Annotated in this window: 25 protein-coding genes and 1 pseudogene; 9 read left to right on the forward strand and 17 right to left on the reverse strand. The window is 73.1% G+C overall.

The window, feature by feature from the left end; genetic code table 11:
• The first annotated feature begins 32 nt into the window (after nucleotides 1-32).
• Nucleotides 33-941 carry an aminoglycoside phosphotransferase family protein gene (locus ACIBA9_RS06965; protein WP_399360377.1) on the forward strand — a complete coding sequence of 303 codons (909 nt, stop codon included), beginning with the start codon at nucleotides 33-35 and terminating at the stop codon, nucleotides 939-941.
• A gap of 16 nt (nucleotides 942-957) precedes the next feature.
• On the opposite strand, the gene ACIBA9_RS06970 is transcribed toward ACIBA9_RS06965, so the two are convergent.
• On the reverse strand, nucleotides 958-1440 hold the full coding sequence (locus ACIBA9_RS06970) for a VOC family protein (RefSeq protein ID WP_399360379.1): 483 nt from the start codon (nucleotides 1438-1440) through the stop codon (nucleotides 958-960).
• A 135-nt stretch (nucleotides 1441-1575) separates the two neighbouring features.
• On the opposite strand from ACIBA9_RS06970, the gene ACIBA9_RS06975 reads away from it, so the two are divergent.
• Entirely contained in the window at nucleotides 1576-2769 is a 1194-nt protein-coding gene (locus tag ACIBA9_RS06975; RefSeq protein ID WP_399360381.1) for an epoxide hydrolase family protein, read from the forward strand.
• Between the two features lie 60 nt (nucleotides 2770-2829).
• On the opposite strand, the gene ACIBA9_RS06980 is transcribed toward ACIBA9_RS06975, so the two are convergent.
• Nucleotides 2830-3246, reverse strand: coding sequence for a helix-turn-helix domain-containing protein (locus tag ACIBA9_RS06980; RefSeq protein ID WP_399360383.1), 417 nt, complete (start codon nucleotides 3244-3246; stop codon nucleotides 2830-2832).
• Nucleotides 3247-3503: 257 nt separating this feature from the next.
• On the opposite strand from ACIBA9_RS06980, the gene ACIBA9_RS06985 reads away from it, so the two are divergent.
• The gene (locus tag ACIBA9_RS06985) at nucleotides 3504-4391 is read left to right on the forward strand and encodes an RNA polymerase sigma factor SigF (RefSeq protein ID WP_399360385.1); all 888 of its coding nucleotides are present in this window, start codon (nucleotides 3504-3506) and stop codon (nucleotides 4389-4391) included.
• Between the two features lie 42 nt (nucleotides 4392-4433).
• On the opposite strand, the gene ACIBA9_RS06990 is transcribed toward ACIBA9_RS06985, so the two are convergent.
• A complete protein-coding gene (locus ACIBA9_RS06990; RefSeq protein ID WP_399360387.1) occupies nucleotides 4434-4886 on the reverse strand; it encodes an ATP-binding protein in 453 nt (150 codons plus the stop codon).
• Nucleotides 4887-5133: 247 nt separating this feature from the next.
• Nucleotides 5134-5544, reverse strand: a complete 411-nt coding sequence (locus ACIBA9_RS06995; RefSeq protein WP_362158984.1) for a hypothetical protein — start codon at nucleotides 5542-5544, stop codon at nucleotides 5134-5136.
• Between the two features lie 314 nt (nucleotides 5545-5858).
• On the opposite strand from ACIBA9_RS06995, the gene ACIBA9_RS07000 reads away from it, so the two are divergent.
• Nucleotides 5859-6242 (forward strand): nuclear transport factor 2 family protein, encoded by a 384-nt coding sequence (locus ACIBA9_RS07000; protein ID WP_399360389.1) that lies wholly within the window; start codon nucleotides 5859-5861, stop codon nucleotides 6240-6242.
• Here the strand turns inward: ACIBA9_RS07000 and ACIBA9_RS07005 are convergent.
• Nucleotides 6196-6711 (reverse strand): annotated as a pseudogene (locus ACIBA9_RS07005) (helix-turn-helix domain-containing protein); the annotation flags it as partial. The gene ACIBA9_RS07000 and the pseudogene ACIBA9_RS07005 overlap by 47 nt on opposite strands.
• Nucleotides 6712-6829: 118 nt before the next feature.
• Nucleotides 6830-7852 carry an L-glyceraldehyde 3-phosphate reductase gene (gene mgrA / locus ACIBA9_RS07010; protein WP_399360391.1) on the reverse strand — a complete coding sequence of 341 codons (1023 nt, stop codon included), beginning with the start codon at nucleotides 7850-7852 and terminating at the stop codon, nucleotides 6830-6832.
• 111 nt (nucleotides 7853-7963) lie between these two features.
• Between mgrA and ACIBA9_RS07015 the strand changes: the two genes are divergently transcribed.
• Nucleotides 7964-8854 (forward strand): LysR substrate-binding domain-containing protein, encoded by an 891-nt coding sequence (locus tag ACIBA9_RS07015; RefSeq protein ID WP_362158993.1) that lies wholly within the window; start codon nucleotides 7964-7966, stop codon nucleotides 8852-8854.
• Nucleotides 8855-8882: 28 nt separating this feature from the next.
• Nucleotides 8883-9398 (forward strand): DinB family protein, encoded by a 516-nt coding sequence (locus ACIBA9_RS07020; protein WP_399360393.1) that lies wholly within the window; start codon nucleotides 8883-8885, stop codon nucleotides 9396-9398.
• Here ACIBA9_RS07020 and ACIBA9_RS07025 read toward each other — a convergent pair.
• From ACIBA9_RS07025 to ACIBA9_RS07055, 7 genes are all read right to left on the reverse strand, one after another.
• Entirely contained in the window at nucleotides 9380-10450 is a 1071-nt protein-coding gene (locus tag ACIBA9_RS07025) for an adenosine deaminase (protein ID WP_399360395.1), read from the reverse strand. The two genes, ACIBA9_RS07020 and ACIBA9_RS07025, sit on opposite strands and share 19 nt — an antisense overlap.
• 49 nt (nucleotides 10451-10499) lie before the next feature.
• The gene (locus tag ACIBA9_RS07030) at nucleotides 10500-10892 is read right to left on the reverse strand and encodes a VOC family protein (protein WP_362159000.1); all 393 of its coding nucleotides are present in this window, start codon (nucleotides 10890-10892) and stop codon (nucleotides 10500-10502) included.
• A 311-nt stretch (nucleotides 10893-11203) separates the two neighbouring features.
• Nucleotides 11204-12109: an aldo/keto reductase gene (locus ACIBA9_RS07035; RefSeq protein WP_399360397.1), complete on the reverse strand. Its 906-nt coding sequence runs from the start codon at nucleotides 12107-12109 to the stop codon at nucleotides 11204-11206.
• 87 nt (nucleotides 12110-12196) lie between these two features.
• Nucleotides 12197-13519: an aldehyde dehydrogenase family protein gene (locus ACIBA9_RS07040; protein WP_399360399.1), complete on the reverse strand. Its 1323-nt coding sequence runs from the start codon at nucleotides 13517-13519 to the stop codon at nucleotides 12197-12199.
• 153 nt (nucleotides 13520-13672) lie between these two features.
• The gene (locus ACIBA9_RS07045; RefSeq protein WP_399361242.1) at nucleotides 13673-14875 is read right to left on the reverse strand and encodes an RNA polymerase sigma factor; all 1203 of its coding nucleotides are present in this window, start codon (nucleotides 14873-14875) and stop codon (nucleotides 13673-13675) included.
• A 179-nt stretch (nucleotides 14876-15054) separates the two neighbouring features.
• Nucleotides 15055-15405, reverse strand: a complete 351-nt coding sequence (locus tag ACIBA9_RS07050) for a YciI family protein (protein ID WP_399360401.1) — start codon at nucleotides 15403-15405, stop codon at nucleotides 15055-15057.
• Between the two features lie 193 nt (nucleotides 15406-15598).
• A complete protein-coding gene (locus tag ACIBA9_RS07055) occupies nucleotides 15599-16492 on the reverse strand; it encodes a PhzF family phenazine biosynthesis isomerase (protein ID WP_399360403.1) in 894 nt (297 codons plus the stop codon).
• Nucleotides 16493-16584: 92 nt separating this feature from the next.
• Between ACIBA9_RS07055 and ACIBA9_RS07060 the strand changes: the two genes are divergently transcribed.
• Together ACIBA9_RS07060 and ACIBA9_RS07065 are read left to right on the forward strand one after the other, a co-directional pair.
• A complete protein-coding gene (locus ACIBA9_RS07060) occupies nucleotides 16585-17481 on the forward strand; it encodes a LysR family transcriptional regulator (protein ID WP_399360405.1) in 897 nt (298 codons plus the stop codon).
• Nucleotides 17482-17639: 158 nt separating this feature from the next.
• The gene (locus ACIBA9_RS07065; RefSeq protein WP_399360407.1) at nucleotides 17640-18362 is read left to right on the forward strand and encodes a VOC family protein; all 723 of its coding nucleotides are present in this window, start codon (nucleotides 17640-17642) and stop codon (nucleotides 18360-18362) included.
• A 492-nt stretch (nucleotides 18363-18854) separates the two neighbouring features.
• Here ACIBA9_RS07065 and ACIBA9_RS07070 read toward each other — a convergent pair whose 3' ends face one another.
• From ACIBA9_RS07070 to ACIBA9_RS07085, 4 genes are all read right to left on the reverse strand, one after another.
• Nucleotides 18855-19997: an LLM class flavin-dependent oxidoreductase gene (locus ACIBA9_RS07070; RefSeq protein ID WP_399360409.1), complete on the reverse strand. Its 1143-nt coding sequence runs from the start codon at nucleotides 19995-19997 to the stop codon at nucleotides 18855-18857.
• A gap of 151 nt (nucleotides 19998-20148) precedes the next feature.
• Complete coding sequence (ssuE, locus tag ACIBA9_RS07075; RefSeq protein WP_399360411.1) at nucleotides 20149-20703, reverse strand: NADPH-dependent FMN reductase; 555 nt, start codon at nucleotides 20701-20703, stop codon at nucleotides 20149-20151.
• A 285-nt stretch (nucleotides 20704-20988) separates the two neighbouring features.
• Nucleotides 20989-21072: a putative leader peptide gene (locus tag ACIBA9_RS07080; RefSeq protein WP_362159247.1), complete on the reverse strand. Its 84-nt coding sequence runs from the start codon at nucleotides 21070-21072 to the stop codon at nucleotides 20989-20991.
• A gap of 912 nt (nucleotides 21073-21984) precedes the next feature.
• Entirely contained in the window at nucleotides 21985-22158 is a 174-nt protein-coding gene (locus tag ACIBA9_RS07085) for a hypothetical protein (protein ID WP_399360413.1), read from the reverse strand.
• A 189-nt stretch (nucleotides 22159-22347) separates the two neighbouring features.
• Between ACIBA9_RS07085 and ACIBA9_RS07090 the strand changes: the two genes are divergently transcribed.
• A complete protein-coding gene (locus ACIBA9_RS07090; protein WP_399360415.1) occupies nucleotides 22348-23859 on the forward strand; it encodes an SDR family oxidoreductase in 1512 nt (503 codons plus the stop codon).
• Nucleotides 23860-23873: the final 14 nt, after the last annotated feature.

Here is a 23873-nt window from a genome sequence, read left to right on the forward strand (position 1 = left end):
GCGAGGGCGTCGAGGCGCTGGGATGAGCTGCGATGAACACCATCGACACCCCGGGGCCGCGCAGGATGCACGCGGACGAACCCGACCTCGACGTCCCGCTGGTCCGCCGTCTGATCGCCCGCCGGTTCCCCCGGTGGGCCGGGCTGCCCGTGCGGCGCCTGGCGTCCTCCGGGACCGAGAACGCCATGTTCCGTCTGGGCGCCGACCTGGTGGTACGGCTCCCCCGGCGGCCCGGTGCCGTGGCGGACGTGGCGCGGGAGCTGCACTGGCTGCCTCGCCTCGGTCCACAGCTGCCGGTGGCGGTGCCCGAGCCGCTGGGGCTGGGCGAACCGGACGAGGACTTCCCGTGGCCCTGGTCCGTCTACCGCTGGCTGGAGGGCCGCAACCCGGTGGCGGGGGCGGTCGCCGAGCCCGAGGGGCTGGCCGGGGATCTGGCGGCGTTCGTGCGCGCGCTGCGCCGGATCGCCCCGCGGGGCGGGCCGCCCGGTTACCGGGGCGGCCCCCTGGCGGACCGTGACGGGCCCACCCGCGCGGCCATCGCCGAGCTGGGCGGCCGCGTCGACGCCGGCGCGGTCACCGACCTGTGGCGGCGGGCCCTCGGCGCCCCGGCCCACACCGGGCCGCCGGTGTGGGCCCACGGGGATCTGACGCCCGGGAACGTGCTGGTGGACGGCGGCCGGCTGACCGCCGTGATCGACTTCGGCACCGCGGGCGTGGGCGATCCCGCCGTCGATCTCGTCGTGGCGTGGAACCTGTTGCCGGCGGCCGCCCGGCAGACCTTCCGGAAGGCCGTCGGCGCCGACGACGCGCAGTGGGCGCGCGGACGGGGCTGGGCGTTGTCGATCGCGCTGGTCGCGCTGCCGTACTACTGGGACACCAACCCCGCGCTGGCGGAGAACTCCCGGCACGTGATCGCCGAGATCCTGGCCGAGCCGGGCTGAGCGTTCCCGCACGGTCTCACGCGCCCGCGTACGCCTTCTCCAGCGCGGCGATGTCGAGCTTGCCCATGCCCAGCATGGCGGTCATGGCGCGGGCGGCCTTCTCCGGGTCCGGGTCGGCGGCCATGGCGGCCATGCGCTCCGGCACGACCTGCCAGGAGACGCCGTACCTGTCCTTGAGCCAGCCGCAGGGGCCGGGTTCGCCGCCGTCCTCGGTGAGCCGCTTCCAGTAGTGGTCGACCTCCTCCTGGTTCGCGCACGGGATCTGGAAGGAGATCGCCTCGTTGAACCGGAACCGGGGGCCGCCGTTGAGCGCGACGAACCGGTGGCCGTTGGCCGTGAACTCGACGGTCAGGACGGTGCCGGGGGTGCCGTGGGACCCCTCGCTGTAATGGGCGACCCGGCCGATGCCGGAGTTCTCGAAGACGGACACGTAGTAGTGCGCGGCCTCCTCGGCCTGGCCGTCGAACCAGAGACAGGTGGTGAATCCGTCGGTGGTCATGCGTTCCTCCCGGGGCGTGCGACGTGGTCATCCCTGTCGACCGGTTGCGGACGGAAAACTCATCGGCCGACGCCGTGCCCACACCGCCCGGATAATGCCGGGCGCGGCTGCGCGAAGGCCGCCTAGCATCCGGTCATGACCTCTTCGCCCGAGAGCATCCGGCCCTTCCGTCTGGCGGTCCCGCAGAGCGACCTCGACGACCTGTACGACCGCCTCGACCGCACCCGGTGGCCCGCCGAGCTGCCGGGCGCCGGCTGGGAGTACGGGGTCCCGGCCGGCTATCTGCGGGAGCTGGTCCGGTACTGGCGGCACTCCTACGACTGGCGCGCCGCCGAGGCGGAGCTGAACCAGTGGCCTCAGTTCACCACCGTCATCGACGGGGCGAACGTCCACTTCGCCCATGTCCGCTCCCCGGAGCCGAACGCCACGCCGCTGGTGCTGACCCACGGCTGGCCGGGGTCGATCGTGGAGTTCCTGGACGTCGTCGGTCCGCTCACCGACCCGGTGGCGCACGGTGGTGAGGCGGCGGACGCCTTCCATGTGGTGGTGCCGGGCATCCCGGGCTTCGGGCTGTCGGGGCCCACCACCGAAGCGGGCTGGGAGGCGGGCCGGGTCGCCGACGCCTGGGTGGAGCTGATGCGTCGGCTCGGCTACGAGCGGTTCGGGGCACAGGGCGGCGACTGGGGGGCGGCGATCTCGCGCGAGCTGGGCCGCGCCCACCCGGAGCGTGTGCTCGGCGTCCACCTCAACCTGCTGCCCGGGGCCCAGGCGACCGCCGAACCGACGCGGGAGGAGCTGGCCGGGCTCGATCCCGAGGAGCGGGAGCGGACGCTGCTGTCCTGGGACCGTTGGGCGAAGTGGTCGCGTGAGGGCACCGGCTACGCGGTGCTGCAGTCCTCCCGGCCGCACACCCTGGCCTATGCCCTGACGGACTCCCCCGTAGGCCAGCTCGCCTGGATCGTGGAGAAGTTCCGGGAGTGGACGGACTCGCGGGAGCTTCCGGAGGAGGCCGTGGCCCGGGACCGGCTGCTCACCAACGTGATGCTGTACTGGCTGACCGGCACGGCCGGCTCCTCGGCCCGTATCTACTACGAGCGGGCGCACGCCACCGGCCGCGGTGCCCGGCCGGCCGAGCCGTCGACGGCGCCCACCGCGCTCGCCCTGTTCCCCGCTGAACCGCAGATCCCGCTGCGGCACAAGGCGCGGCGGACCGAGAACCTCGTGCGCTGGACGGAGTTCGACCGGGGCGGCCACTTCGCTGCCATGGAGGAGCCGGATCTGCTGGTCGGTGACGTGCGGGCGTTCTTCCGCGAGGTGCGGCGGAAGTGACCGAGGGACCGGCGGCCCCGGAAGCCGTGGCTTCCGGGGCCGCCGGTCTCGGGGGCTGGGTCAGGCGGCCAGGCAGAGGCCGCCGTAGGGGCGGTGCGGGGCCGCGGCCGGCCGGCGTGTCGCGCGGACGGTGCGTCGTGTGGAGGCCGTGGGCGCGCTGCGGCGGGCCAGTTCGCCGTGCGCCAGTGACAGCAGGTCCCCGAGTCCCAGGCCGAGCGCGTGGGCGGCGGCCGCGAGGACCTCCGAGGAGGCCTCCTTGCGACCGCGCTCGACCTCGGACAGATACGGCAGGGAGATCCGCGCCTCGTCGGCCACCTCCCGGATCGTACGGCCCTGTGCCCTGCGCTCCCGGCGCAGCACCTCACCGACGAGATCGCGCCACAGTGGCTCCCGGGGCTCGGGTTCGGGGCCGTCCCGGCGGACGGGCGCCGGCCGGAGGGGGACCACTCGGGCTTCGTTGCTCACCTGATTGTTCACGTGGTCAGCCTAGGAGTCGCGGTGCGCACGACAAGGGGGCGGTGTTGCGCCCTGAGGGAACGGCCCGGCGGGCCGACCGGCCACGCGGCGGCCGGCCCGTGCGGCGGGTCACCGGGGGTGTCCCGTGAGTGAAAGGCCGCGCGGAGACGCATGAAGTCTCCCGTACGGGGTACCCGACCCGGCGCTGTCGCCGTTCAGGGGCGGCAGGCGAAGGGCGCGGGGACAGCCGTCGAGCCATGACATGGGTGGGAGAGGCAATGACAACCGCCGGGATCCGGCCGAAGGCAGAGGTCACCGTGACGACCGAGTGGGACGGGACGGGCCGGGTGGCACTGCCCGGCATCACCGACCCGGCGTCCGTCGCACCGCGCGACGCGCGGGAGCTGTCCCGCCAGTTCTTCCGCCGGCTGGCGGAGCTGGAGGAGGGCACATACGCGCACCAGTACGCGCGCAACACCCTCATCGAGATGAACATGTCACTGGTGCGGTTCGCGGCGGGCCGGTTCCGGGGCCGGGGCGACGACATGGAGGACGTCGTCCAGACCGGCATGATCGGCCTGATCAAGGCCATCGACCGGTTCGAGCTGTCCCGAGAGGTCGAGTTCACCTCCTTCGCGCTGCCGTACATCCTCGGTGAGATCAAGCGGTTCTTCCGTGACACCACCTGGGCGGTGCACGTGCCGCGCCGGCTCCAGGAACTGCGGGTGGAGCTGGCGAAGGCGCGGGAGGAGCTGTCGAGCCGGCTGGACCGGGATCCGACCGTCGCCGAGCTGGCCACTTTGCTGAACATCTCCATCGGCGAGGTGACCGAGGCGCAGCTCGCCGCCAACGGCTACAACTCCTCCTCCCTGGACGCCGCGCTCACCGGGGACGGCCCCGAGGGCGGCGAGGCCGTGCTCGCGGACTTCATCGGGGTGGAGGAGGAGGGGCTGCGACTCGTCGAGGACTTCCACACCCTCGCCCCGCTGATGGCGGAACTGAGCGAGCGCGACCGGCGGATCATCCACATGCGGTTCGTCGAGGAGGCCACCCAGGCGGAGATCGGGGAACGGCTCGGCTGCTCCCAGATGCACGTCTCCCGGCTGATCAAGCGGATCATCACACGGCTGCGCCAGGGCATGCTTGGCGAACTGGGCTGCGCCTGATTTCCGGAGCCCGCGCAGCGCCCGAGCCGGGTGCGGGTCGGATCAGCGTGCGAGCCGGAAGAGGGCGCGCACCCGCTTGCCCACGGGTACCCGCTCGACGGTGACCTCGGTGGCCAGGGCGTGCACGATCTCCAGACCATGGCGTCCGACGCGCTGGGGGTCCTTGGGGTAGCGGCGTGGAAGCGCGGGGCTGCTGTCGTACACGCACACCGTGACGGAGCTGTCGGTGCCCTCCAGTTCCAGAATGTACGGGCCGGTGCTGTGCTGGTCGGCGTTGGTGACCAGCTCGCTCACCACGAGCAGCAGCTCGCCGTCGGTACGGCTGTCCGCGGTGGCGCACCACTCGGTCCTGAGCTGCTGGAGGAACTGGGAGGCGAAGGAGCGGGCCTCCGCGATGCATCCGGGTTCGCCGGTGTAGTGAGCGGCGCGTCTGAGCGGCTCCACGGGGACATCGAAACCAGTCGGTATCACTGCCCCGCCCAGGTGTTCGGTCATACTGTCTCTCTCGAAGGCCAGGACCGGCCGGTTGCTGTTGCACCAGTCCTCGTACCCCGAGTCGTCCGAGACAGTCCACCGGATTCGTTCGCCCAGCGCGCACAGGGGCGCGAGGTACGGCGCGAGGCTCCCGACAAGCGCGTGCCGACCCCACTGACCAGGCGGTTTCGTTCTGGCGCGGCGCCATGCCGATCCGGGCTCCCGTCCGCTCCGCCCGGCGGCGCCGGCGCCCGTCCGTGGACACGTGTCAGGCGACGGGCACGACGAGCGGCGGGACGGTGCGCTGCATGCGCAGGGCGTCGACGGACTCGGCGAGCAGTTCGTACTCGGTGGTGTCGTCGTGGGCGGCGATCCGCACCAGCCGGCCGCCCGCGAGTTCGTCGGCGATCAGCTCCTGCTGGGTGTCGTCGGCGCACCAGGTGCGCAGCAGCGCGGGCACGTCGGCCACCGAGTTCGCGACGGGCACCAGCGCGCCCGCAGGGAAGGAGGCGTTCTCGGGGCTCGGATCGAGCCGTTCGGCGATCCAGGAGGCGCGGTCCCGCAGCCACCACAGCGCCAGTGCCAGGGTCGGCGCGCGGTAGGTACCGAGCGGTACGCCGATACGCCTGCCGTCGCACATGCCGTACGCCGTGACATGGCACAGGAATTCGTCGTGCACGTCTCACTCCCCCGTCGCCTCGCTGATGGCCGGCCCGGCCCTCGCTTGTCTGCGGCTCCTGTGCGGTGAAGTGCCCCTGGCGTTCGAGTATCGCCACTACAGAAACAGAGTCACCACGACTTTCCGGCCACTCTGCTGGCATATTCAACCGTCCGTTCTGGCCGGAATGCCCCGCGCTGTACGGCCCCGGCGGCGCATGACCTCGGAGGTAATCGACCCGGTCCACCCCGCCCAGGCATGGTGGTCACACCGGCTCGGCAACCTTCCGAACCCGGTCCGACCAGCGAAGACGATCCGATGGAGGCTGATTCACCATGTCCGCGAACACGAACCGTCACGAGAACGCCGCCGCCCGTTACTTCGAGGCCTGGAACGCCACCGAGCCGGCGGCCCTCGCGAAGGCCGTCGCCACCGCGTGGACCGCCGACGGCGGCTACACCGACCCGCTCGCCGAGGTCCGCGGGCACGCGGAGATCGCGGCCCTGATCACGGCGGCGCACGAGCAGTTCCCGGGTTTCGTGTTCCGTCCGCTCGGCGCGGTCGACGGGCACCACGACACCGCACGCTTCGGCTGGGAGCTGGTGAACGAGGCGGACGGCTCGGCGCCGGTGGCCGGGTTCGACGTGGTCACACTGGACGAGGAAGGCCGCATCACGCAGGTGCTGGGCTTCCTGGACCGGGTGCCGACGGGCGCCTGAGGGCGCGGGGCGGGCGAGCGCCCGTTCCGGCCGCCGTGGTCGCGCGGTGACCGTCCGCTGTCACGGGGGGGTTTCCGGCCGCCGCCCGGTAGCGGCGGGGCGCGACGCGGACGTTGCGCTTGTAGGCGTTGCCGAAGGCGCTCCCGGAGGTGTAGCCCACCGACCGGGCCAGTGCGGCCACGGGGATGGAGTCCCGACGGAGGGCGCGGGCGGCCAGGCTCATCCGCCGGTTCTGCGGATAGGTGAGGGGCGGCTCGCCGGCGGTCGCGCGGAAGCGGACCGCGAAGGTGGTCCGGGACATCGAGGCGGCCGTGGCGGGTTCCTCCGGCCGCGTGCGGTCCTGGGCGATCACGAAGGTGACGCGTGTCGTGGGGGCGAGGGAGAAGCCCCGCCCGACGCCGAACCGCTCGTGGACGCCGCCGTCGGCGCCGGAGAGCAGGGGGATGCCGAGGGTATGGCGCCCGGCGAATCACGGCCGCCCGGGGTCGGCGTGCGTCAGGCGCAGGGCGAGGGCCGGCCGCTCGTCCGCCACCGCCCGCAACCAGCCGGGCGGCAACCTCAGCCCCCAGGCCCTCAGCCCCCAGGCCTCAGCCCTCGCCCTCGCCCTCGCCCTCGCCCTCGCCCTTCAGGATCGCGTCGATCCGGGTCAGTTCCTCGGCGTCGAAGTCGAGGTTGCGGATGGTGCCGACGCTGTCCTCGATCTGGCGGGCGCTGCTCGCGCCGACCAGGGCCGAGGTGACGCGGCCGCCGCGCAGTACCCAGGCCAGGGCCAGCTGGGCCAGGGTCTGGCCCCGGGACGCGGCGATCTCGTTCAGCGCGCGCAGCCGGCCGACCAGGTCCTCGGTGACCGCGTCCGAGTTGAGGAAGGGGCTGTCGCTCGCGGCCCGGGAGTCCTCCGGGATGCCGTCGAGGTAGCGGCCGGTGAGCAGGCCCTGCTCCAGCGGGGAGTAGACGATGGAGCCGACCTGGAGTTCGTCCAGGGCGTCGAGCGCTCCCTCCTCCTCCGGGCGCCGGTCGAGCATCGAGTAGCGCGGCTGGTGGATGAGGAGAGGTGTGCCGAGGTCGGCGAGGATGCGGGCGGCCTCCCGGGTCTCCTCGGCGGAGTAGTTGGAGACGCCGACGTAGAGCGCCTTGCCCTGGCGCACCGCCGAGTGCAGCGCGCCCATCGTCTCCTGGAGCGGGGTGTCCGGGTCGGGGCGGTGCGAGTAGAAGATGTCCACGTAGTCCACGCCCAGCCGGGCCAGGCTCTGGTCCAGCGAGGACAGCAGGTACTTGCGCGAGCCCCACTCGCCGTACGGGCCGGGCCACATCAGGTGGCCCGCCTTGGTGGATATGACCAGCTCGTCGCGGTACGGCGCGAAGTCGGCCCGCAGGGCGTCACCGAGCGCGGACTCGGCGGCGCCGGGCGGCGGGCCGTAGTTGTTGGCCAGGTCGAAGTGGGTGATGCCGAGGTCGAAGGCGCGGCGCAGGATGGCACGCTGCGTCTCGACGGACCGGTCGGGTCCGAAGTTGTGCCACAGACCGAGGGACAGCGCGGGAAGCTTCAGGCCGCTGCGTCCGGTGCGCCGGTAGGGCATGTCGGCGTAGCGGTCGGGGTGTGCGGTGTACAACGCGACTCCAGAGGGGTTGGCACACGGTCTACCGGTTCCACTCTTCCCCCGACGGAGTGCAGCGGTCCAACAGAAGAATCCGATGGAATTGTGCGGCTAGGCTGCTCAATCATGGAACTGCGCCACCTCCAGCACTTCGTCGCCGTCGCCGAGGACCAGCACTTCACCCGGGCCGCCGAGCGCCTGATGGTGTCCCAGTCGGGTCTGTCGGCGTCCATCCGGGCGCTGGAGCGTGAGCTGCGGGCGCCCCTGTTCGTGCGCACCACGCGCCGGGTGACGCTCACCGAGGCGGGGCGCGCGCTGTTGGTGGAGGCCGAACGGATCCTGGCGCAGGTGCGCTCCGCGCACGAGGCGGTGGCGGCGGTCCAGGGTGTGCTGCGCGGCACGCTGGCGCTGGGAACCGAGCAGTGCATCGCCGGTGTGCACGTGGCCCGGCTGCTGGCGGCGTTCCGGGGCAGGCATCCGGACGTGGAGATCCGGCTGCGGCAGGCGGGCTCGGGCGCGCTGGCCGAGGAGGTGGCGGCCGGGCGCCTCGACCTGGCCTTCGCCTACCGCACGCAGGCGGACACCGACCAGTTGCGCTCGGTGTCGCTGACCAGCGAGCCGATGATCGTGCTGTGCCATCCCGGTCACCGGCTCGCCGCGGCCACCCCCGTCCTCGCCCCGGACGATCTCTCCGGCGAGGTCTTCGTCGACTTCCACCCGGACTGGGGCCCGCGCCGCACCACGGACGCCGTCTTCACCGCGGCCGGCACGCGGCGCACGGTCGCGCTGGAGGTCAACGACGTGCACAGTCTGCTGGACCTCGTCGACGAGAACCTGGGGATCGCGGTCGTACCGCGGCACTTCCGGCACAAGCGGCCCTCGCTGGCCGCGCTGCCGCTGAAGGACACGGGCGAGGCGCGGTACGAGACCGTCGCCCTGCTGCCGTCCGAGGGGGCCACCAGCCCCGCCGCCCGGGCACTCGTGACGCTCCTGGGGAGCCGGATCCCGGACGCGTGAGCGCGAGCTCTTTGGGATGGTGGGGGGTATGCACGCGAAGGACATCCTCATCGACGGCCACGGCCGCATCCGGGAAGAAGTCCATGCCGTCCTCGACGGCCTCGGAGCGGACGAGCTGAACCGTCGTCCGGCTCCCGAGGCCAACTCCATCGCCTGGCTCGTCTGGCACCTCACCCGGGTGCAGGACGACCATGTCGCCGACGCCTTTGGCCTCGACCAGGTGTGGCTCGCTCGGGACTGGGTGAAACGCTTCGGCCTGGACCTGCCCCGCCAGGACACCGGGTACGGGCACACCCCGGCCAAGGTGGCGAAGGTGCGTGTGGCGTCGGCGGACCTGCTGACCGGGTACTACGACGCCGTGCACGAGCAGACGCTGGGGGCGCTGCGGGCACTGGCCGCCAAGGATCTCGAACGGGTCGTCGACGAGGAGTGGGACCCGCCGGTGACCCTGGGGGTCCGCCTGGTGAGCGCCCTGTCCGACGATCTTCAGCACGTCGGACAGGCCGCCTACGTCAGGGGACTGCTTCAGAGAGCGGCCGCGTAACCCGGCAGGACCACGTCCTCGATGAGGGCCTTGCGCTCGTCGTAGGGGAGGAACGCGCTCTTGAGGGCGTTCACCGTGACCGTGCGCAGATCCTCGACCGTCCAGCCGGCCTCCTCGACCAGCAGGGACATCTCCCGGGTCATCGTCGTGCCCGACACCAGACGGTTGTCGGTGTTGAGGGTGACCCGGAAGCCGAGGTCCTTCAGCGCGGTGATCGGGTGCTCGGCGATCGAGGTGGCGCAGCCGGTCTGCAGGTTGGAGGTGGGGCACATCTCCAGCGCGATACGGCGGTCGCGGACCCAGGAGGCGAGGCGGCCGAGCTTGCCGTCCACGATGTCCTCGGTGATGCGGACGCCGTGCCCGATGCGCTGGGCGCCGCACACCTGGAGGGCCTGGTGGATGCTGGGCAGACCGTGGGCCTCTCCGGCGTGGATGGTGAAGGGCACGCTCTCGCGGCGCAGGTGCTCGAAGGCGGCCAGGTGGTCGGCGGGCGGGAAGCCGTCCTCGGCGCCGGCGATGTCGAAGCCGACGACACCCGCGTCACGGTAGGCGACGGCCAGCTCGGCGGCCTCGCCGACGCGGTCGAACATCCGCATGCCGCACAGCAGGGTGCCGACCCGGACCGGGGTGCCCGCGGCGGCCGCCTTGGCCATACCGGCGGCGAGGCCCTCCTGCACGGCCTCCACGACCTCGTTCAGCGTCAGTCCACCGCGCACGTTCAGCTCGGGGGCGTAGCGCACCTCGGCGTAGACGACACCGTCGGCGGCGAGGTCGAGGACGTACTCCTCGGCGGTGCGCAGCAGGCCCTCGCGGGTCTGCATGACGGCGAGGGTGTGCTCGAAGGTGGCGATGTAGCGGACCAGGTCGCCGGAGTTGGCGGCCTCGAAGTACCAGGCGGCCAGCGCGTCGGGGTCGGTGGTGGGCAGCGTGTGACCGACCGCGGCCGCGAGTTCGACGACGGTGGCGGGGCGCAGGCCGCCGTCGAGGTGGTCGTGCAGGACGGCCTTGGGGAGCCGGCGGAGGGTCTCGGTGTCGATGCGGGGCGCGGTCATGGCAGGGGCTTTCCTCGGCGATGGTTCACGGGATGGTGGGGCGGGGTCGTCAGACGGCGGGCTGGAGCAGGTCCCAGCGGTTGCCGTACAGGTCCTGGAAGACGGCGACGGTGCCGTACGCCTCGTGGCGCGGCTCCTCCAGGAAGGTCACGCCGGCTGCGGTCATCCGGGCGTGGTCGCGGGCGAAGTCGTCCGTGTGCAGGAAGAACCCGACGCGTCCGCCGGTCTGGTCGCCGATCCGGCCGCGCTGGTCCTCGTCCTTGGCCCGGGCCAGTACCAGCCCGGTGGCGTTCGCGCCGCCGCCCGGCTCGACGACGACCCAGCGCGATCCGTCGGGACGCGGGGCGTCCTCGACGAGCCGGAACCCGAGGGCCTCGGTGTAGAAACGAATGGCCTCGTCGTAGTCGCCGACGACGAGGGTGACCAGGGCGACGCGTCGCATCGGTACCTTCCGATCCGGGGTGGTTAGCCGGTGAGGTTATACGTAAAACGTCACGGACGCCAGTCGCTGTTCTACGCGCGTCACCACCGGCGGGACACGGGCGCCGGGGATTCGTCCGGGACGGCGGCAGTGCCCCTCTCACCCTCGGACGCCCGGGACGGGCCGGAGGCGTTCCCGGGCGCGTTCGCGCGGGGCCCGGACCGGACGGGTGCGCCGCGCGCGGAGCCGGCCCGCCCGTCGTACTCCTCGTTCCGGCCGGATGGGGCGCCGTGGCGTCCTCGCGAGAGTCCCGGTACGGCGGGGTGGCGAGGTCAGACCGCCCGGGTGCGGGACTCGTCCAGCCGCGTCAGCTCCTCCTTGGTGAGCCGCAGCGCGCCCGCGGCGACGTTCTCGCCCAGGTGGTCGGGGTTGCCGGTGCCCGGGATGGCGAGGACGTGCGGGCCCTGGTGCAGCGTCCAGGCGATGCGGACCTGCGCGGGGCTCACACCGTGGGCGTCGGCGACGGAGAGCACCTCCTCGTCGTGCGCGGTCGTCGTGCCGCGCTCCCCGGCCCGCCCGGCGACGGCGTAGAACGGGACGAAGGCGATGCCGCGCTCACCGCACTGCCGCAGCACCTCGTCGTCGACCGGGTCGGGCCGGTCCACCGCGTACCGGTTCTGGACGCACACCACCGGCGCGATCTCCAGCGCCTCGGCGAGGTGGCGGGGCTCGACGCCGGAGACGCCGAGGTGCCGGATCAGGCCCTTCGCCCGCAGCTCGGCGAGGGAACCGAAGTGCTCCGCTATCGAATCCTGCCCCTGGCGGCGGAAGTTGACGACGTCGAGATGGTCCCGCCCGAGCTGGCGCAGGTTCTCCTCGACGTGCCCGCGCAGCTGGTCGGGCCGCGCCGCCGTACCCCATCCGCCCTGGTAGTCGCGGTAGGGGCCGACCTTGGTGACGACGACCAGATCGTCCGGGTACGGGGACAGCGCGCTGTTGATCAGTTCGTTTGCGGAGCGCAGCGAGGAGAAGTAGAAGGCCGCCGTGTCGATGTGGTTCACACCGAGTTCGACGGCCTTGCGCAGGACGGCCAGTGACCGCTCCCGGTCACTCGGTGTCCCGTGGTGGAAGGCGGCACTGCCCGTCAGCCGCATGGCACCGAACCCGAGGCGACGGACGGGCAGGTCGCCGAGGTGAAAGGTGCCCGAGGCGTCCGCTGTGATCGTTTCTGCTGTCATCGGCGGAGTCTGGCACACGGCGGCCGGCTGTGGACCGGCCCGGTCCCGGCCATCACGCGCGTCCGGGACGGGTCGGGCTTCGGAAGATCAGCTCAGCGGTTTGGACAGCACCGCCTTGCGGTGGCTGAACGTCTCGATGGAGTAGCGGCCGTGGTAGTTGCCCATGCCGCTCTCCCCCACACCGCCGAACGGCAGGTCGGAGACGGTGAGATGGGCGAGCGGCAGGCCGTAGCCCAGGCCGCCGGAGGACGTCTCGGCGGCGATGCGCGCACGGGTCTCCTCGGACTCGGTGAAGACGTACAGCGCGAGCGGTTTGTCCCGGTCGTTGATGAAACCGATCGCCTCGTCGAGGCCTGCCACGGTGACGATGGGCAGGATCGGGCCGAAGATCTCCTCCCGCATGACAGGCGCGTCGGGGGCGACGTCCGCGAGGACGGTGGGCGCGATGTACCTGTCCGTACGGTCGCTGCCGCCGCCGACCACGACACGGCCGGAGCCGAGCAGCCCGGACAGCCGGTCGAAGTGCCGCTCGTTGACGATCCGCCCGTACTCCGTCGAGGCGGCCGGGTCGGTGCCGAACAGGGCCGCCACGGCGCGGACCAGCGCACCTTCAAGGGCGGCGGCGGTGTCCGGGTCGGCCAGGACGTAGTCGGGGGCGACACAGGTCTGGCCGGCGTTGAGGAACTTGCCGCGCGCGAGCCGGTCGGCGACGACGTCGAGATCGGCGCCGCGGTCCACGAACGCCGGTGACTTGCCGCCCAGTTCGAGGGTGACCGGGGTGAGGTGCTCGGCGGCGGCGCGCAGCACGATGCGGCCGACGGTGCCGTTGCCGGTGTAGAAGATGTGGTCGAAGCGCTCGGCCAGCAGGGCCGTGGTCTGCGGGACCCCACCCTCCACGACGGCGACCGCCTCGGTGTCCAGATAGGCCGGGATGAGCTCGGCCAGCGCGGCCGAGGTGGCCGGGGCCAGCTCGCTCGGCTTGGCGAGGACCGCGTTGCCCGAGGCGAGCGCGCCGACCATGGGGGCGAGCAGAAGCTGGGCCGGGTAGTTCCAGGGCGCGATGATCAGGACGACACCGAGCGGGTCGTACTGCGTCCAGGCCGTCGCGTCGGCACCCAGGTGCGCCGGGGCGGGCGCGGGCTCGGGGCGCAGCCATGCGTCCAGGTGGCCGAGCGTGTGGTCGATCTCCCGGACGGTGAAGTCGATTTCGGTGCGGTAGGCCTCGGTCCGGCTCTTGCCGAGGTCGGCGTTGAGGGCGGCGGCGAGGTCGGCGCCGCGTTCCGTGAGCATGGCGCGCAGCCGGCGCAGCTGCTCGGTGCGCCACTCGACGGGCTTGGTGCGCCCGGTGTCGAAGGTGGCGCGCAGCCGGGCCACGACGTCGGCGGGCTGCTCGGTGCTGGAATGAGTCACGGGTGCCTCGCTGGTGGCGGCCCGGGCCGGATCGGCCCGGGCCTGGGGTCTCGGTCAGTAAGATGTATATACCAACCTTTCATGACCTCAAGTTGATTCCGGGTCTGCCAGTGAGCGGAGTCACGTGCCCGGAGGCGGCGGGGCCTCGGTGGGTCACGTCTCCGGAGGGGAGGTCTCGCGTCGGCGGCGCTCCAGATACGCGCGTTCGGCCTCGCTCTCGGCCAGCTCGGCGGCGGTGCCGTACTCGTCGGCGGCCTCAGCGGGCCGGCCGAGCCGGCGCAGCAGATCCGCGCGGACGGCGTGCAGCACGTGGTAGCGGCCCAGTTCGAGCGCGTCCACCAGGTCCAGGGCGCGAGCGGGCCCCTCGACCTCGGCCACCGCGACGGCCCGGTTCAGGGCGACGACAGGAGACGGCGCGACAGTCATGAGCTGGTCGTACAGGCACAGGATCTGCCGCCAGTCGGTGGCGGCGGCGGTGGACGCGTCGCTGTGCACCGCGTTGATCGCCGCCTGGATCTGGTACGGGCCCGGCTGGTTGCGGCGCAGACAGCGGCGGACCAGCTCCTGGCCCTCGGCGATCAGCGCCCCCTCCCAGCGGGTCCGGTCCTGACCGGGCAGTGGCACCAGGGAGCCGTCCGTGTCCCGCCGGGCCGGCCGCCGGGCCTCGATCAGCAGCATCAACGCCAGGAGGCCGGTGACCTCCGGCTCGTCGGGCATCAGCGTGGCGAGCAGCCGCCCGAGGCGCAACGCCTGCGCGCAGAGGCCGGCATCGCCGGTGTAGCCCTCGTTGAAGATCAGGTAGACGACGGCGAGGACCGCGTCCAGCCGCTCGGGCAGATCGGCCTCGCGCGGCACCCGGTACGGGATGCCCGCGGCACGGATCTTGGCCTTGGCACGCACCAGGCGCTGGGCGAGGGTCGGCTCGGGCACGAGGAAGGCGCGGGCGATCTGGGTGGTGCTCAGGCCGCCGAGCAGCCGCAGGGTGAGGGCGACGCGGGCCTGCGGGGCCAGCGCGGGGTGGCAGCAGGTGAAGATCAGCCGGAGTCGGTCGTCGCGCACGGGCCCCTCCTCGGGCGGTGCGTCGGTCGCCTGCAGCCGGGCGGCCTCGGCGTGCCGGGCCGGCCGTGAGGACTCACGGCGCAGCCGGTCGACGGCCCGGTTGCGGGCCGTGGTGATGATCCAGCCGGCCGGGCTCGGCGGCGGGCCGGTCCGCGGCCACCTGTCCAGCGCCGTGGTGAAGGCGTCCTGCACCGCTTCCTCGGCGAGGTCGATGTCGCCGAGGAAGCGTACGAGGACGGAGACCGCGCGCCCGTACTCGGCACGGAAGACGGTCTCGATGTCGCGGGGCCGGGTCATGGCGCCGCGTTCACGGTCGGTGCCGCTTTCGCCATCGGTGCCGCGCTCGCCGTGGGTGCCGCGCTCGCCGTGGGTGCCGTTCTGGCTGTGGGTGCCGTTCTCGCCATGGGTGCCGTTGTCGGCGTCGCCGCCGGGTCTCATCGCCGTACCCGGGCCGGTCGTCGTCCACTGGTCCGTCGTCAGTGCTGGTCCGCGAAGGGGCGGACCTCGATGGGCAGGGTGGTGGCGAGGGCGGCCTTGCGGCCCCATGCCAGGGCCTCGTCCAGATCGGCGGCGCGGATCAGGCACACCCCGCCCAGGTACTCCTTGCCCTCGGCGTAGGGGCCGTCGGTGACGAGGACGTCACCGCCCTCGGGGCGGAGCATGGTCGCGGTCTCCGGGCCGTGCAGGCCGCCCGAGAAGACCCAGGCCCCCGCCGCGCGCAGCTCGTCGTTGAACGCCTCGACGTTGCGCATGATCTCGGCGAGCTCCTCGGTGGCGGGCGGACGGCCGTCGGCCGGCTGGACCACACTGAGCAGGTAGTGCTGCATGACGTCCTCCATGGCGTCGTGCCCGGATCGGGCTGTCTGTCACCTCCTACACGAACGGCCGGGCCCCGGATCGACACCGCGCCCCGGACCGGGCGGAAAAACTTCGGAAGAATCCCCTCCGTGCGGGGGCGTCGAGACCCTCGCTGCTCTCGCGGCTGCCACGCGGACATCGCGTGCGGCGCCACCGGTTCGCTCAGGCCCCGGCCCCGCCGGTGCTCGCGCTCGCCCCCGCGATCGCCACCGCCTGCCCGCTCACCCGCACGCGCCCGTCCGCGGTGGAGGCATCGACCCGGAGCAGGCTGGGCCGGCCGAGATCCTCCCCCTGGCGGATGGTGAAGGCGCCGGAGGGCGGAAGGGCGGCGACGGCGCGCAGGTAGCCGCCGAGGGCGGCCGCAGCGGCGCCGGTGGCCGGATCCTCGACGACACCGCCGATCGGGAAGGGGTCGCGGGCGTGGAAGAGTTCCGGGGTCTCACGCCAGACCAACTGGAGCGTGGTCCAGCCGTGCCGGTGCATCACGTCGGCCAGAGCGTCGAAGTCGTAGTCGAGGGCCGCGAGACGCTCGCGGGTGGCGACGGCCAGGACCAGGTGCTCGTTTCCGCCGAAGGCGACGTGCGGCGGCAGGGCGGGGTCGAGGTCCTCCGAGGACCAGCGCAGGGCCGTGAGGGAGGCGTGCACCTCCGCTTCGCTCGCCGGCCGGGAGCGGGTAGGGACGCTGGTGAGCGTCGCCGTCACGGAGCCCGCGGGCGTTGTCGAGGTGTCCAGGGCGATCTCACCCACCGGGGTGTCGAAGACGAGCGGGCCGGGGCCGATCCGCTCGGCCAGGGCGACCGCGGTGGCGACGGTGGCGTGACCGCAGAACGCAACCTCGGCCAGCGGGCTGAAGTAGCGCAGCCGGAATCGGCGCGCCGCCTGGTCCGCGGCGGTGATGAACGCGGTCTCGGAGTAGCCGACCTCGGCGGCGGTCGCGAGCATGGCGGCGGCGTCCAGCGCGGTCGCGTCGAGCACGACGCCGGCCGGGTTGCCGCCGACGGCGTCGGTGCTGAAGGCGGTGTAACGAAGGATCTCGGGGCGTGTCTGCGGGCTCATGCCCCTACCGTGGCACCGAGCAGGCATCCGGACAAACGATGGTTTGCGATCCTTCCCATCACATTCCTCGATGGCAGGTTATCGTCGACGGCATGGACACCCGGCTGCTGCGCACCTTCGCCACCGTCGCCCGAACCGAGAACCTCACCGCCGCCGCGGAGCGCCTGCATCTCGTCCAGTCCACCGTGACCGCCCAGGTGCAGGCGCTGGAGAGGGAACTCGACCTGCGCCTGTTCGACCGGCTGCCGCGCGGAGTGGTGCTCACCGGCGCCGGACGCGAGGTGCTTGCGCGAGCCGAGGAGGTGCTGGAGGCCGAGTCCCGGCTGCGGGCGGTCGCCGCCTCGGCCGGTGGCGCGGACGGTCGGGCGACCGGACGTGTGACGCTCTCGGCCGGGGAGACGCTGGTGTCCGCGCGGCTGCCGGGAGTCATCGCCGCGCTCAGGCGCAGCCACCCGGGGGTCGAGGTGGATCTGCGCACGATGGGCACCGCGTCCGCCGTCGCCGCGCTCCGCACCGGCGAACTGGACCTGGCGCTGCTGCTCGAAGACGAGGCGGCGTACCGCGACATCGAGTGCACGCCGCTGGCCCGCGAGCCCTTGGTGCTCGTCTGCTCGCCCGAGCACCCCGCCGCCGGCCGAGCCGCCGACTGGGCGGAGCTGGCCCGTGAGGACTACTTCCTGCACGAGCAGGGCTGCTCGTACAGCGACCGCTTCATCGAGCGCCTGCTCGCCGCAGCCGAGGGCGCGCCGCCCCGGATCACCCGCTTCGGCAGCCTGGAGGCCGCCAGGTCCTGCGTGGCGGCCGGTCTCGGCCTCAGCCTGCTGGCCCGCGCCAATGTCACGGAGGCGCTCGCGGCGGGCCGTCTGACGCAGGTGTCCGGCCCGCGGTTCCCCGACGTCACCGTCCAACTGGCTCGCCACCGCCGGCGCTGGCTCTCCCCGGCGGCGGCCGCGCTCACCACGGAGCTGCCGCACCACTTCCCACACTGAGCGCGATCGCGCCGGCGTACAGCGGGCCAAACCCGCGTGCCCCGTAGCCAGTCACTCGCGTTCGACCACTGATCGCTTCGGACTCACTCGTCTAGACTGCGCTCGCGGGGAGGGCGAGGCGCCGTATCGACCGTCGGCGGATCGGAGACGCACGGGGTATGACGAGCCAACTGTTCGCGATCTGCTTCCACGCGACCCGGCCCGAGGGCCTGGCGCGGTTCTGGTCCGGGGTGCTGGGCTGGGAGTTGGCCGACGATCCGGACCACGACGTCGCGATCCTCCCCCCTGACACCACCGGGTTCCGCATCCGGTTCCTGCCGAGCCGGGAGCCGAAGGCCGGCAGGAACCGGGCACACTTCGACCTGACGAGCACCACCCCGGAGGATCAGCGGCAGACGGTGGCCAGGGCGCTCGAGCTCGGCGCGACGCACATCGATGTGGGCCAACTCCCGCACGAGGGGCACGTGGTGCTCGCCGACCCGGACGGCAACGAGTTCTGCGTCATCGAGGCCGGCAACAAGTTCCTCGCCGACACCGGCTTCATCGGAGCCCTGGCCTGCGACGGCACGCGGGAGGTCGGCTACTTCTGGAGCGAGGCCCTGCGGTGGCCGCTGGTCTGGGACCAAGACCAGGAGACCGCGATCCAGGCGCCGAGCGGTGGTACGAAGATCACGTGGGGTGGTCCCCCGGTGGCGCCGAAGACGGGCACGAACAGGCTGCACTTCGAGCTGGCGCTCCCCGCGGGCGCCGACTGGGCCGCGGAGGTCGACCGGTTGACCTCGCTCGGCGCGACGCGGTCCGAGATCGGCGAGGACGACGGCGGCCGGTTGTCGATGCTCGACCCCGACGGCAACGAGTTCGCCGTGCGCAGGCCCCGGTAGGGGCACCCCGGTTCGCCGTGCGCAGGCCCCGGTAGGTACACCCCGCCGTCGACGGCGGACGGCCGTCGAGCGACTCGTGGGTGTGCTGGGCGAGTGCGTGGGTGCCGACGGCCGCCACGGTGGCGAACGCGAGTAGCCGGGCGATGTCCCGCGGGCGGGCGGGGCGCGGGACTCCGGGCCCGAGGCGGCCCCCGGTGCGCCACCCGTCAGCGGCCGCGGCGGCCCGTACCACCGGCCCGTACGACGGCCATCATGGCGAGCGAGCGGCGTACCGGACTCGCGCCGGTCCATGGCCTCCGGGCGCCGCACCTGCTCGGGCGGCGCGGGGAACCGTTCAACCCGGCACGGGATACGGGTCCGTGGCCGGCGCGGCACCACCACGACCTCCTCGCTGCCGTGCACGGCCCGCGCCGCGAGCAGACCCCGAGTCGCCTCCGTGGACGGGGTGTTCACGACCCGGTCCAGGGGGCCGTAGTCCGCGGGGCGGGTCGCTCAGCCCACGAACGGGACCTGCGCGGCGCGGACGCCGGTCTCCGCGTCCGGGTGCGTCCACAGTCCCTGCGCCGCCAGGCGGGGCAGTACGCCCTCCCCGAACCAGTAGGCCTCCTCCAGATGTGGATACCCGGAGAGCACGAACTCGTCGATGCCGAGGGCGTGGTACTCCTTGATCCGTTCGGCGACCTCCTCGTGGCTGCCGACCAGCGCCGTGCCCGCTCCGCCGCGCACCAATCCGATACCGGCCCACAGGTTGGGGTGGATCTCCAGGCTGTCCCGGCTGCCGCCGTGCAGGGCGAGCATGCGCCGCTGGCCCTCGGACTCGCTGCGGGCGAGGCCCGTCTGCACGGACCGTACGGTCTCCGGGTCGAAGCCGTCGAGCAACCGGTGCGCCTCCGCCCAGGCCTGTTCGGAGGTGTCCCGGGTGATGACGTGCAGCCGGATGCCGAAGCGCGGGGCGCGGCCGTGCCCGGCGGCCAGGCCCCTGATCCAGGCGATCTTCTCCGCGACCTGAGCGGGTGGTTCGCCCCAGGTCAGGTACACGTCCGCGTGCCGGGCCGCGATCTGCCCGGCCACGGGCGAGGAGCCGCCGAAGTACACCTCGGGCACCGGGTCGGGCACCCGGCTCAGCCTCGCGTCCGCCACCCGGAGGTGTTCGCCGTGCAGGTCGACGCTCTTGCCCGCCCACAACTCCCGAACCACCTGGAGGAATTCGCCGGTACGGCGGTAGCGTGCGTCCTTGTCCAGGAAGTCCCCGTAGGCCCGCTGCTCGTGGCTCTCACCGCCGGTGACGACGTTCAGCAGCAGCCGTCCGCCGGTCTGCCGCTGGAAGGTGGAGGCCATCTGCGCGGCGAGCGTCGGCGAGACGAAGCCGGGCCGGAAGGCGACGAGGAACTTCAGCCGCTCGGTGTGCTGGCTGACCATCGCGGTGGTCAGCCACGCGTCCTCGCACCAGGCCCCGGTCGGGGTGAGCGCACCGACGAAGCCGAGGTCCTCGGCGGCGCGGGCGATCTGGCTCAGATAGCCGACCGTCGGCGGCCGGTCCCGGCCGGAGGCGGTCGCCGGGGTGCCGTGGCCGCCGCCGACGACATGGCGGCTGTCGCCGTTGGTGGGCAGGAACCAGTGGAAGGTGAGGGACATACGGGTCTCCGATCGGGGCGGGCCGTGCCGGGGCGGCCGGGCATGCGTTCGGCACGTCGGTGACGGCGGCTCACCGTGAGCCCGCGCGCCGCCGTCGACGACGTGGGCGGTCACGGCCGGTCGACTCGCGACCGCCAAGGCCGGCGGCCGGTCAACTCGCGACCGCCAGGGCCGGCGTCCGGTCGAGGGCGGCCGAGAACTGGTCCACCACCTGCTCCAGCGCCTCGGCGGTGCCGGGCGCCACGGTGAGCGAACCGTCCTCCCGCACGGTGATGTCCTTGTCGAGGGTGAACCAGCCCTGGACTATGTGGCCGGCACCCATGGAGTTCAGCACCGGCCGCAGCGCGTAGTCGATGGCGAGGACATGTGCGGTGGAGCCACCGGTGGCGAGCGGCAGCACGGTCTTCCCGGTCAGCGCGTACTGCGGGAGCAAGTCCAGCAGCGCCTTCAGGACACCGGAGTACGACGCCTTGTAGACGGGGGTCGCGACCACGACGCCGTCGGCGCGGGCGAAGAGTTCGGTGGCCTCGACGATGGCCGGATGCCGGAAGTCCGCGCCGAGCAGGGCCTCCGCCGGGATGGTGCGCACGTCGAGCGGGACGACCCGGTGGCCCTGCGCGATGAGGCGCTCGTCCAGGTGGCGCAGCAGACGACCGGTGCGCGAGGACGCGGAGGGACTGCCGGAGACGGACAGGACGGTGGCCATGGGTACCTCGTTTCTGTGGCGCGCCGGACGCCCTACCGGGACAACGCCCGCGGGGAACGCGTCGGTCCGGTCGGAGTTCGTGCGGCGGCGCGGCGCGGTGCCGTACGGGTGTGCTCGAGAGGGGGTTCGGCCGGCCGTCCTGTCACGGCCCCCACTGTGGGATCGGACGCGGACCGCTCGCACCGTGACTGGGGGCGATGTCGGGCACACCGGATTCCGGCACGGAAAGCAGCGGGGAACGCGGACGTGAAGGGGCGCCCGGATCGAAGGGGCTGGAAGCGGCGGTCAGCCCGCGAGGCGACAGGAGGCGCTGGATACGCGCGCGAGGTCGACATGGCGTCGCCGCGTGAGGTCCAGTCGCATCGTCATGCCGCCGATCGTGGCAGCAGCCCCGAAGAACCGTCAAGGAAATCCCGGCCGGTCTCGTATCGCGGACCGCCGAACTCCGCGCGCGACGGCCGGACTCCCTGGCGCTGCCCGACGCCGCGCCGGGCGTGCCGGTTCCGCGCGGCGCCGGGTCCGACGGCTCCGACGCGGCACGGGCGTTGCGAGTACCGGTGCTGCGCGTAGCCCCGGCGCGGTGCGGCGGTCACGGCTGTGGCCCGACAGGGCCCGGCCGCCCCGGCCGCTGCTGACGCGGCTCCCCGTGGTCCTGGGTCCGCGGCTGCCGCGTCCGCTGCCTGACCCACCCGGACTCCCCGTCGGCTCCGCTCACCGTCTCCCGGGACGGACTGACCGCCCCCGTAGCGGTGTTCGGGGCCGGCGGCGACTGCGCGGCCGTGCCGTGTTCCAGTCGAGGCCCTGGCCCCGGATCGCGGAATCCCACGCGTCCTGCGAGGGGAGCACACCGTCTGCATGGCGTACACGCCGCACATTGTCCCGAGTGGGCGGCGGCCTCGGCGCGCTGAGCGGCCGGCCCCCGCCAGGTGTCGACCCGGGAACACGTCCACACGGCGTGTCCGGCGCCGTCCGGCAGCCGCTGTTCGGCGAAGTCCGAAGTGTGCACTGGTGGCCCGGACGCGCTGGCGTTCGCGGAGAGGGCGGTGTTGTGTGCTCGCGGCCCGGCAGCCGGGGCGTCACCGGCCCCCGGTCGGCGGGGACGTGATGTGACCGCCGCGCGGATGTGGTCGCACGCCGGCGGTCCGGGCGCCCGAGGGTTCCCGGGCCAGGGCGCGGGCCCGGCTGGGCACGGGCGCGGGGACGAGCCGCGCGGGACGGGACTGGCGGAACCGGCCGGCCGCCGGGGCGGGACGGCCCCGAACCAAGCCGGTGTGTGTGACGTCAGACGCCTTCGTCGTCGTGGCCCTCGACCACGACGAGGAAGGCGTCCGAGCTGAGGTCCATCACCACGGTCGCGGGCTCTCCCTCCGCACGCCGGGCGGCGGCGAACTCCTCCGCCGGCCAGGATCCACGCGGTGAGCCTGCGGGAAAACGCTCCAACACCTTCGCACTCATGGCGGCGGTCACCTCCGGAAAGACGGTCGGACGGAACGTACAGCCTGTATTTCCCCGCTTGCCCTGGTTCCGCGCGCACATGTCACCCCTTTCCCGCACAGGATCAGCCCATCGGGGGACACGCATCCGCGGCCCCGGCCGAGCGGGAAGTGATCTCCGGGAGACCACCGACGCGGAGGACGCGGAGCCATGGACGACGACGGGTCGAGGGACGGACTGCGCTGCCTGGTGACGGGCGCCACGGGCTACATCGGCGGCCGGCTGGTGCCGGAGCTGCTGGCCGCCGGGCACCGGGTGCGCTGCCTCGCGCGCTCCCCCGGCAAACTGCGCGACCATCCGTGGGCCGGTGAGGCGGAGGTGGTGCGGGGCGACGTCACCGACGCGGACTCCGTGGCCGAGGCGATGCGGGGCGTCGACGTGGCGTACTACCTGGTGCACGCCCTGGGCAGCGGCAAGGACTTCGAGGCGACCGACCGCCGCGCGGCCGGCGTCTTCGCGCGGAGCGCGAAAGCCGCCGGTGTGCGGCGGATCGTGTACCTCGGCGGGCTGACGCCCGCCGGGGTCCCCGAGGGCGAACTCTCCCCGCACCTCAGGTCCCGGACGGAGGTGGGCCGCATCCTGCTGGATTCCGGGGTGCCGACCGCGGTGCTGCGGGCCGCCGTCATCATCGGCTCGGGCTCGGCCTCCTTCGAGATGCTGCGCTACCTCACCGAACGCCTCCCGGTGATGATCACCCCCAGTTGGGTGCACACCCGCATCCAGCCCATCGCCGTACGTGACGTCCTGCGCCTCCTCGTCGCCGCCGCGAGCCTTCCCGACGACGTCAACCGCACCTTCGACATCGGCGGCCCGGAGGTCCTGACGTACCAGGACATGATGCTCGGGTACGCGCGCGTGGCGGGCCTGCCGCGGCGGCTCATCCTGCCCGTGCCGGTCCTGACCCCGGGGCTGTCCAGCCACTGGGTGGGGCTGGTCACGCCGGTGCCCGCGTCCATCGCGCGGCCGTTGACCGAGTCACTGCGCCACGAGGTGGTGTGCCGTGAGCACGACATCGCGCGGTATGTGCCGGATCCGCCGGGGCATCCGCTCGGCTTCGACCAGGCGGTGCGGCTGGCGCTGCGCCGGGTGCGCGAGGCGAGGGTGATCACGCGCTGGTCGTCCGCCGCGGTGCCCGGCGCGCCCAGCGATCCGCTGCCCACCGACCCCGACTGGGCCGGCGGCAGCCTGTACACCGACCGACGCGAGGCGGTGGTGGACTCCTCGGTGCACGATCTGTGGCGGGTCATCGAGGGCGTGGGCGGCGAGAACGGCTGGTACTCCTTCCCGCTCGCCTGGAGCCTGCGGGGCTGGCTGGACCGGCTGGTCGGCGGGGTCGGCCTGCGCCGGGGCCGGCGCGACGCCGAGCGGCTGCGGGCGGGCGACTCGCTGGACTTCTGGCGCGTGGAGGAGATCGAGCCCGGACGTCTGCTGCGGCTGCGGGCGGAGATGCGGCTGCCGGGCCTGGCCTGGCTGGAGATGTCGGCGGAGCCGGACGGCGACGGCCGCAGCCGGTACCGCCAGCGGGCCCTGTTCCACCCGCGCGGGCTGCTCGGCCACGCCTACTGGTGGAGCGTCTCCCCCTTCCACGCCATCGTGTTCGGCGGTATGGCCCGCAACATCGCACGGGCGGCGGCCCGCCAGACCCACGCGCGCGGCCGATGACCGACGAGGGGCGG

Source organism: Streptomyces sp. NPDC051452 (assembly GCF_044454765.1).
Classification (GTDB): domain Bacteria; phylum Actinomycetota; class Actinomycetes; order Streptomycetales; family Streptomycetaceae; genus Streptomyces.

Excerpts from the sequence above, each read along its gene's own strand:
- ACIBA9_RS06990 (WP_399360387.1), bottom strand. The coding sequence starts at position 4,886 with ATGACCGAACACCTGGGCGGGGCAGTGATACCGACTGGTTTCGATGTC.
- ACIBA9_RS07090 (WP_399360415.1), top strand. The coding sequence starts at position 22,348 with ATGGACGACGACGGGTCGAGGGACGGACTGCGCTGCCTGGTGACGGGC.
- ACIBA9_RS06965 (WP_399360377.1), top strand. The coding sequence starts at position 33 with ATGAACACCATCGACACCCCGGGGCCGCGCAGGATGCACGCGGACGAA.
- ACIBA9_RS06970 (WP_399360379.1), bottom strand. The coding sequence starts at position 1,440 with ATGACCACCGACGGATTCACCACCTGTCTCTGGTTCGACGGCCAGGCC.
- ACIBA9_RS06975 (WP_399360381.1), top strand. The coding sequence starts at position 1,576 with ATGACCTCTTCGCCCGAGAGCATCCGGCCCTTCCGTCTGGCGGTCCCG.
- ACIBA9_RS07050 (WP_399360401.1), bottom strand. The coding sequence starts at position 15,405 with ATGCAGCACTACCTGCTCAGTGTGGTCCAGCCGGCCGACGGCCGTCCG.
- ACIBA9_RS07060 (WP_399360405.1), top strand. The coding sequence starts at position 16,585 with ATGGACACCCGGCTGCTGCGCACCTTCGCCACCGTCGCCCGAACCGAG.
- ACIBA9_RS07085 (WP_399360413.1), bottom strand. The coding sequence starts at position 22,158 with ATGAGTGCGAAGGTGTTGGAGCGTTTTCCCGCAGGCTCACCGCGTGGA.
- ACIBA9_RS07025 (WP_399360395.1), bottom strand. The coding sequence starts at position 10,450 with ATGACCGCGCCCCGCATCGACACCGAGACCCTCCGCCGGCTCCCCAAG.
- ssuE (WP_399360411.1), bottom strand. The coding sequence starts at position 20,703 with ATGGCCACCGTCCTGTCCGTCTCCGGCAGTCCCTCCGCGTCCTCGCGC.
- ACIBA9_RS07045 (WP_399361242.1), bottom strand. The coding sequence starts at position 14,875 with ATGACCCGGCCCCGCGACATCGAGACCGTCTTCCGTGCCGAGTACGGG.
- ACIBA9_RS07000 (WP_399360389.1), top strand. The coding sequence starts at position 5,859 with ATGTCCGCGAACACGAACCGTCACGAGAACGCCGCCGCCCGTTACTTC.
- ACIBA9_RS07070 (WP_399360409.1), bottom strand. The coding sequence starts at position 19,997 with ATGTCCCTCACCTTCCACTGGTTCCTGCCCACCAACGGCGACAGCCGC.
- ACIBA9_RS07030 (WP_362159000.1), bottom strand. The coding sequence starts at position 10,892 with ATGCGACGCGTCGCCCTGGTCACCCTCGTCGTCGGCGACTACGACGAG.
- ACIBA9_RS07035 (WP_399360397.1), bottom strand. The coding sequence starts at position 12,109 with ATGACAGCAGAAACGATCACAGCGGACGCCTCGGGCACCTTTCACCTC.
- ACIBA9_RS07080 (WP_362159247.1), bottom strand. The coding sequence starts at position 21,072 with ATGACGATGCGACTGGACCTCACGCGGCGACGCCATGTCGACCTCGCG.
- ACIBA9_RS07015 (WP_362158993.1), top strand. The coding sequence starts at position 7,964 with ATGGAACTGCGCCACCTCCAGCACTTCGTCGCCGTCGCCGAGGACCAG.
- ACIBA9_RS07065 (WP_399360407.1), top strand. The coding sequence starts at position 17,640 with ATGACGAGCCAACTGTTCGCGATCTGCTTCCACGCGACCCGGCCCGAG.
- ACIBA9_RS07020 (WP_399360393.1), top strand. The coding sequence starts at position 8,883 with ATGCACGCGAAGGACATCCTCATCGACGGCCACGGCCGCATCCGGGAA.
- ACIBA9_RS06985 (WP_399360385.1), top strand. The coding sequence starts at position 3,504 with ATGACAACCGCCGGGATCCGGCCGAAGGCAGAGGTCACCGTGACGACC.
- ACIBA9_RS07055 (WP_399360403.1), bottom strand. The coding sequence starts at position 16,492 with ATGAGCCCGCAGACACGCCCCGAGATCCTTCGTTACACCGCCTTCAGC.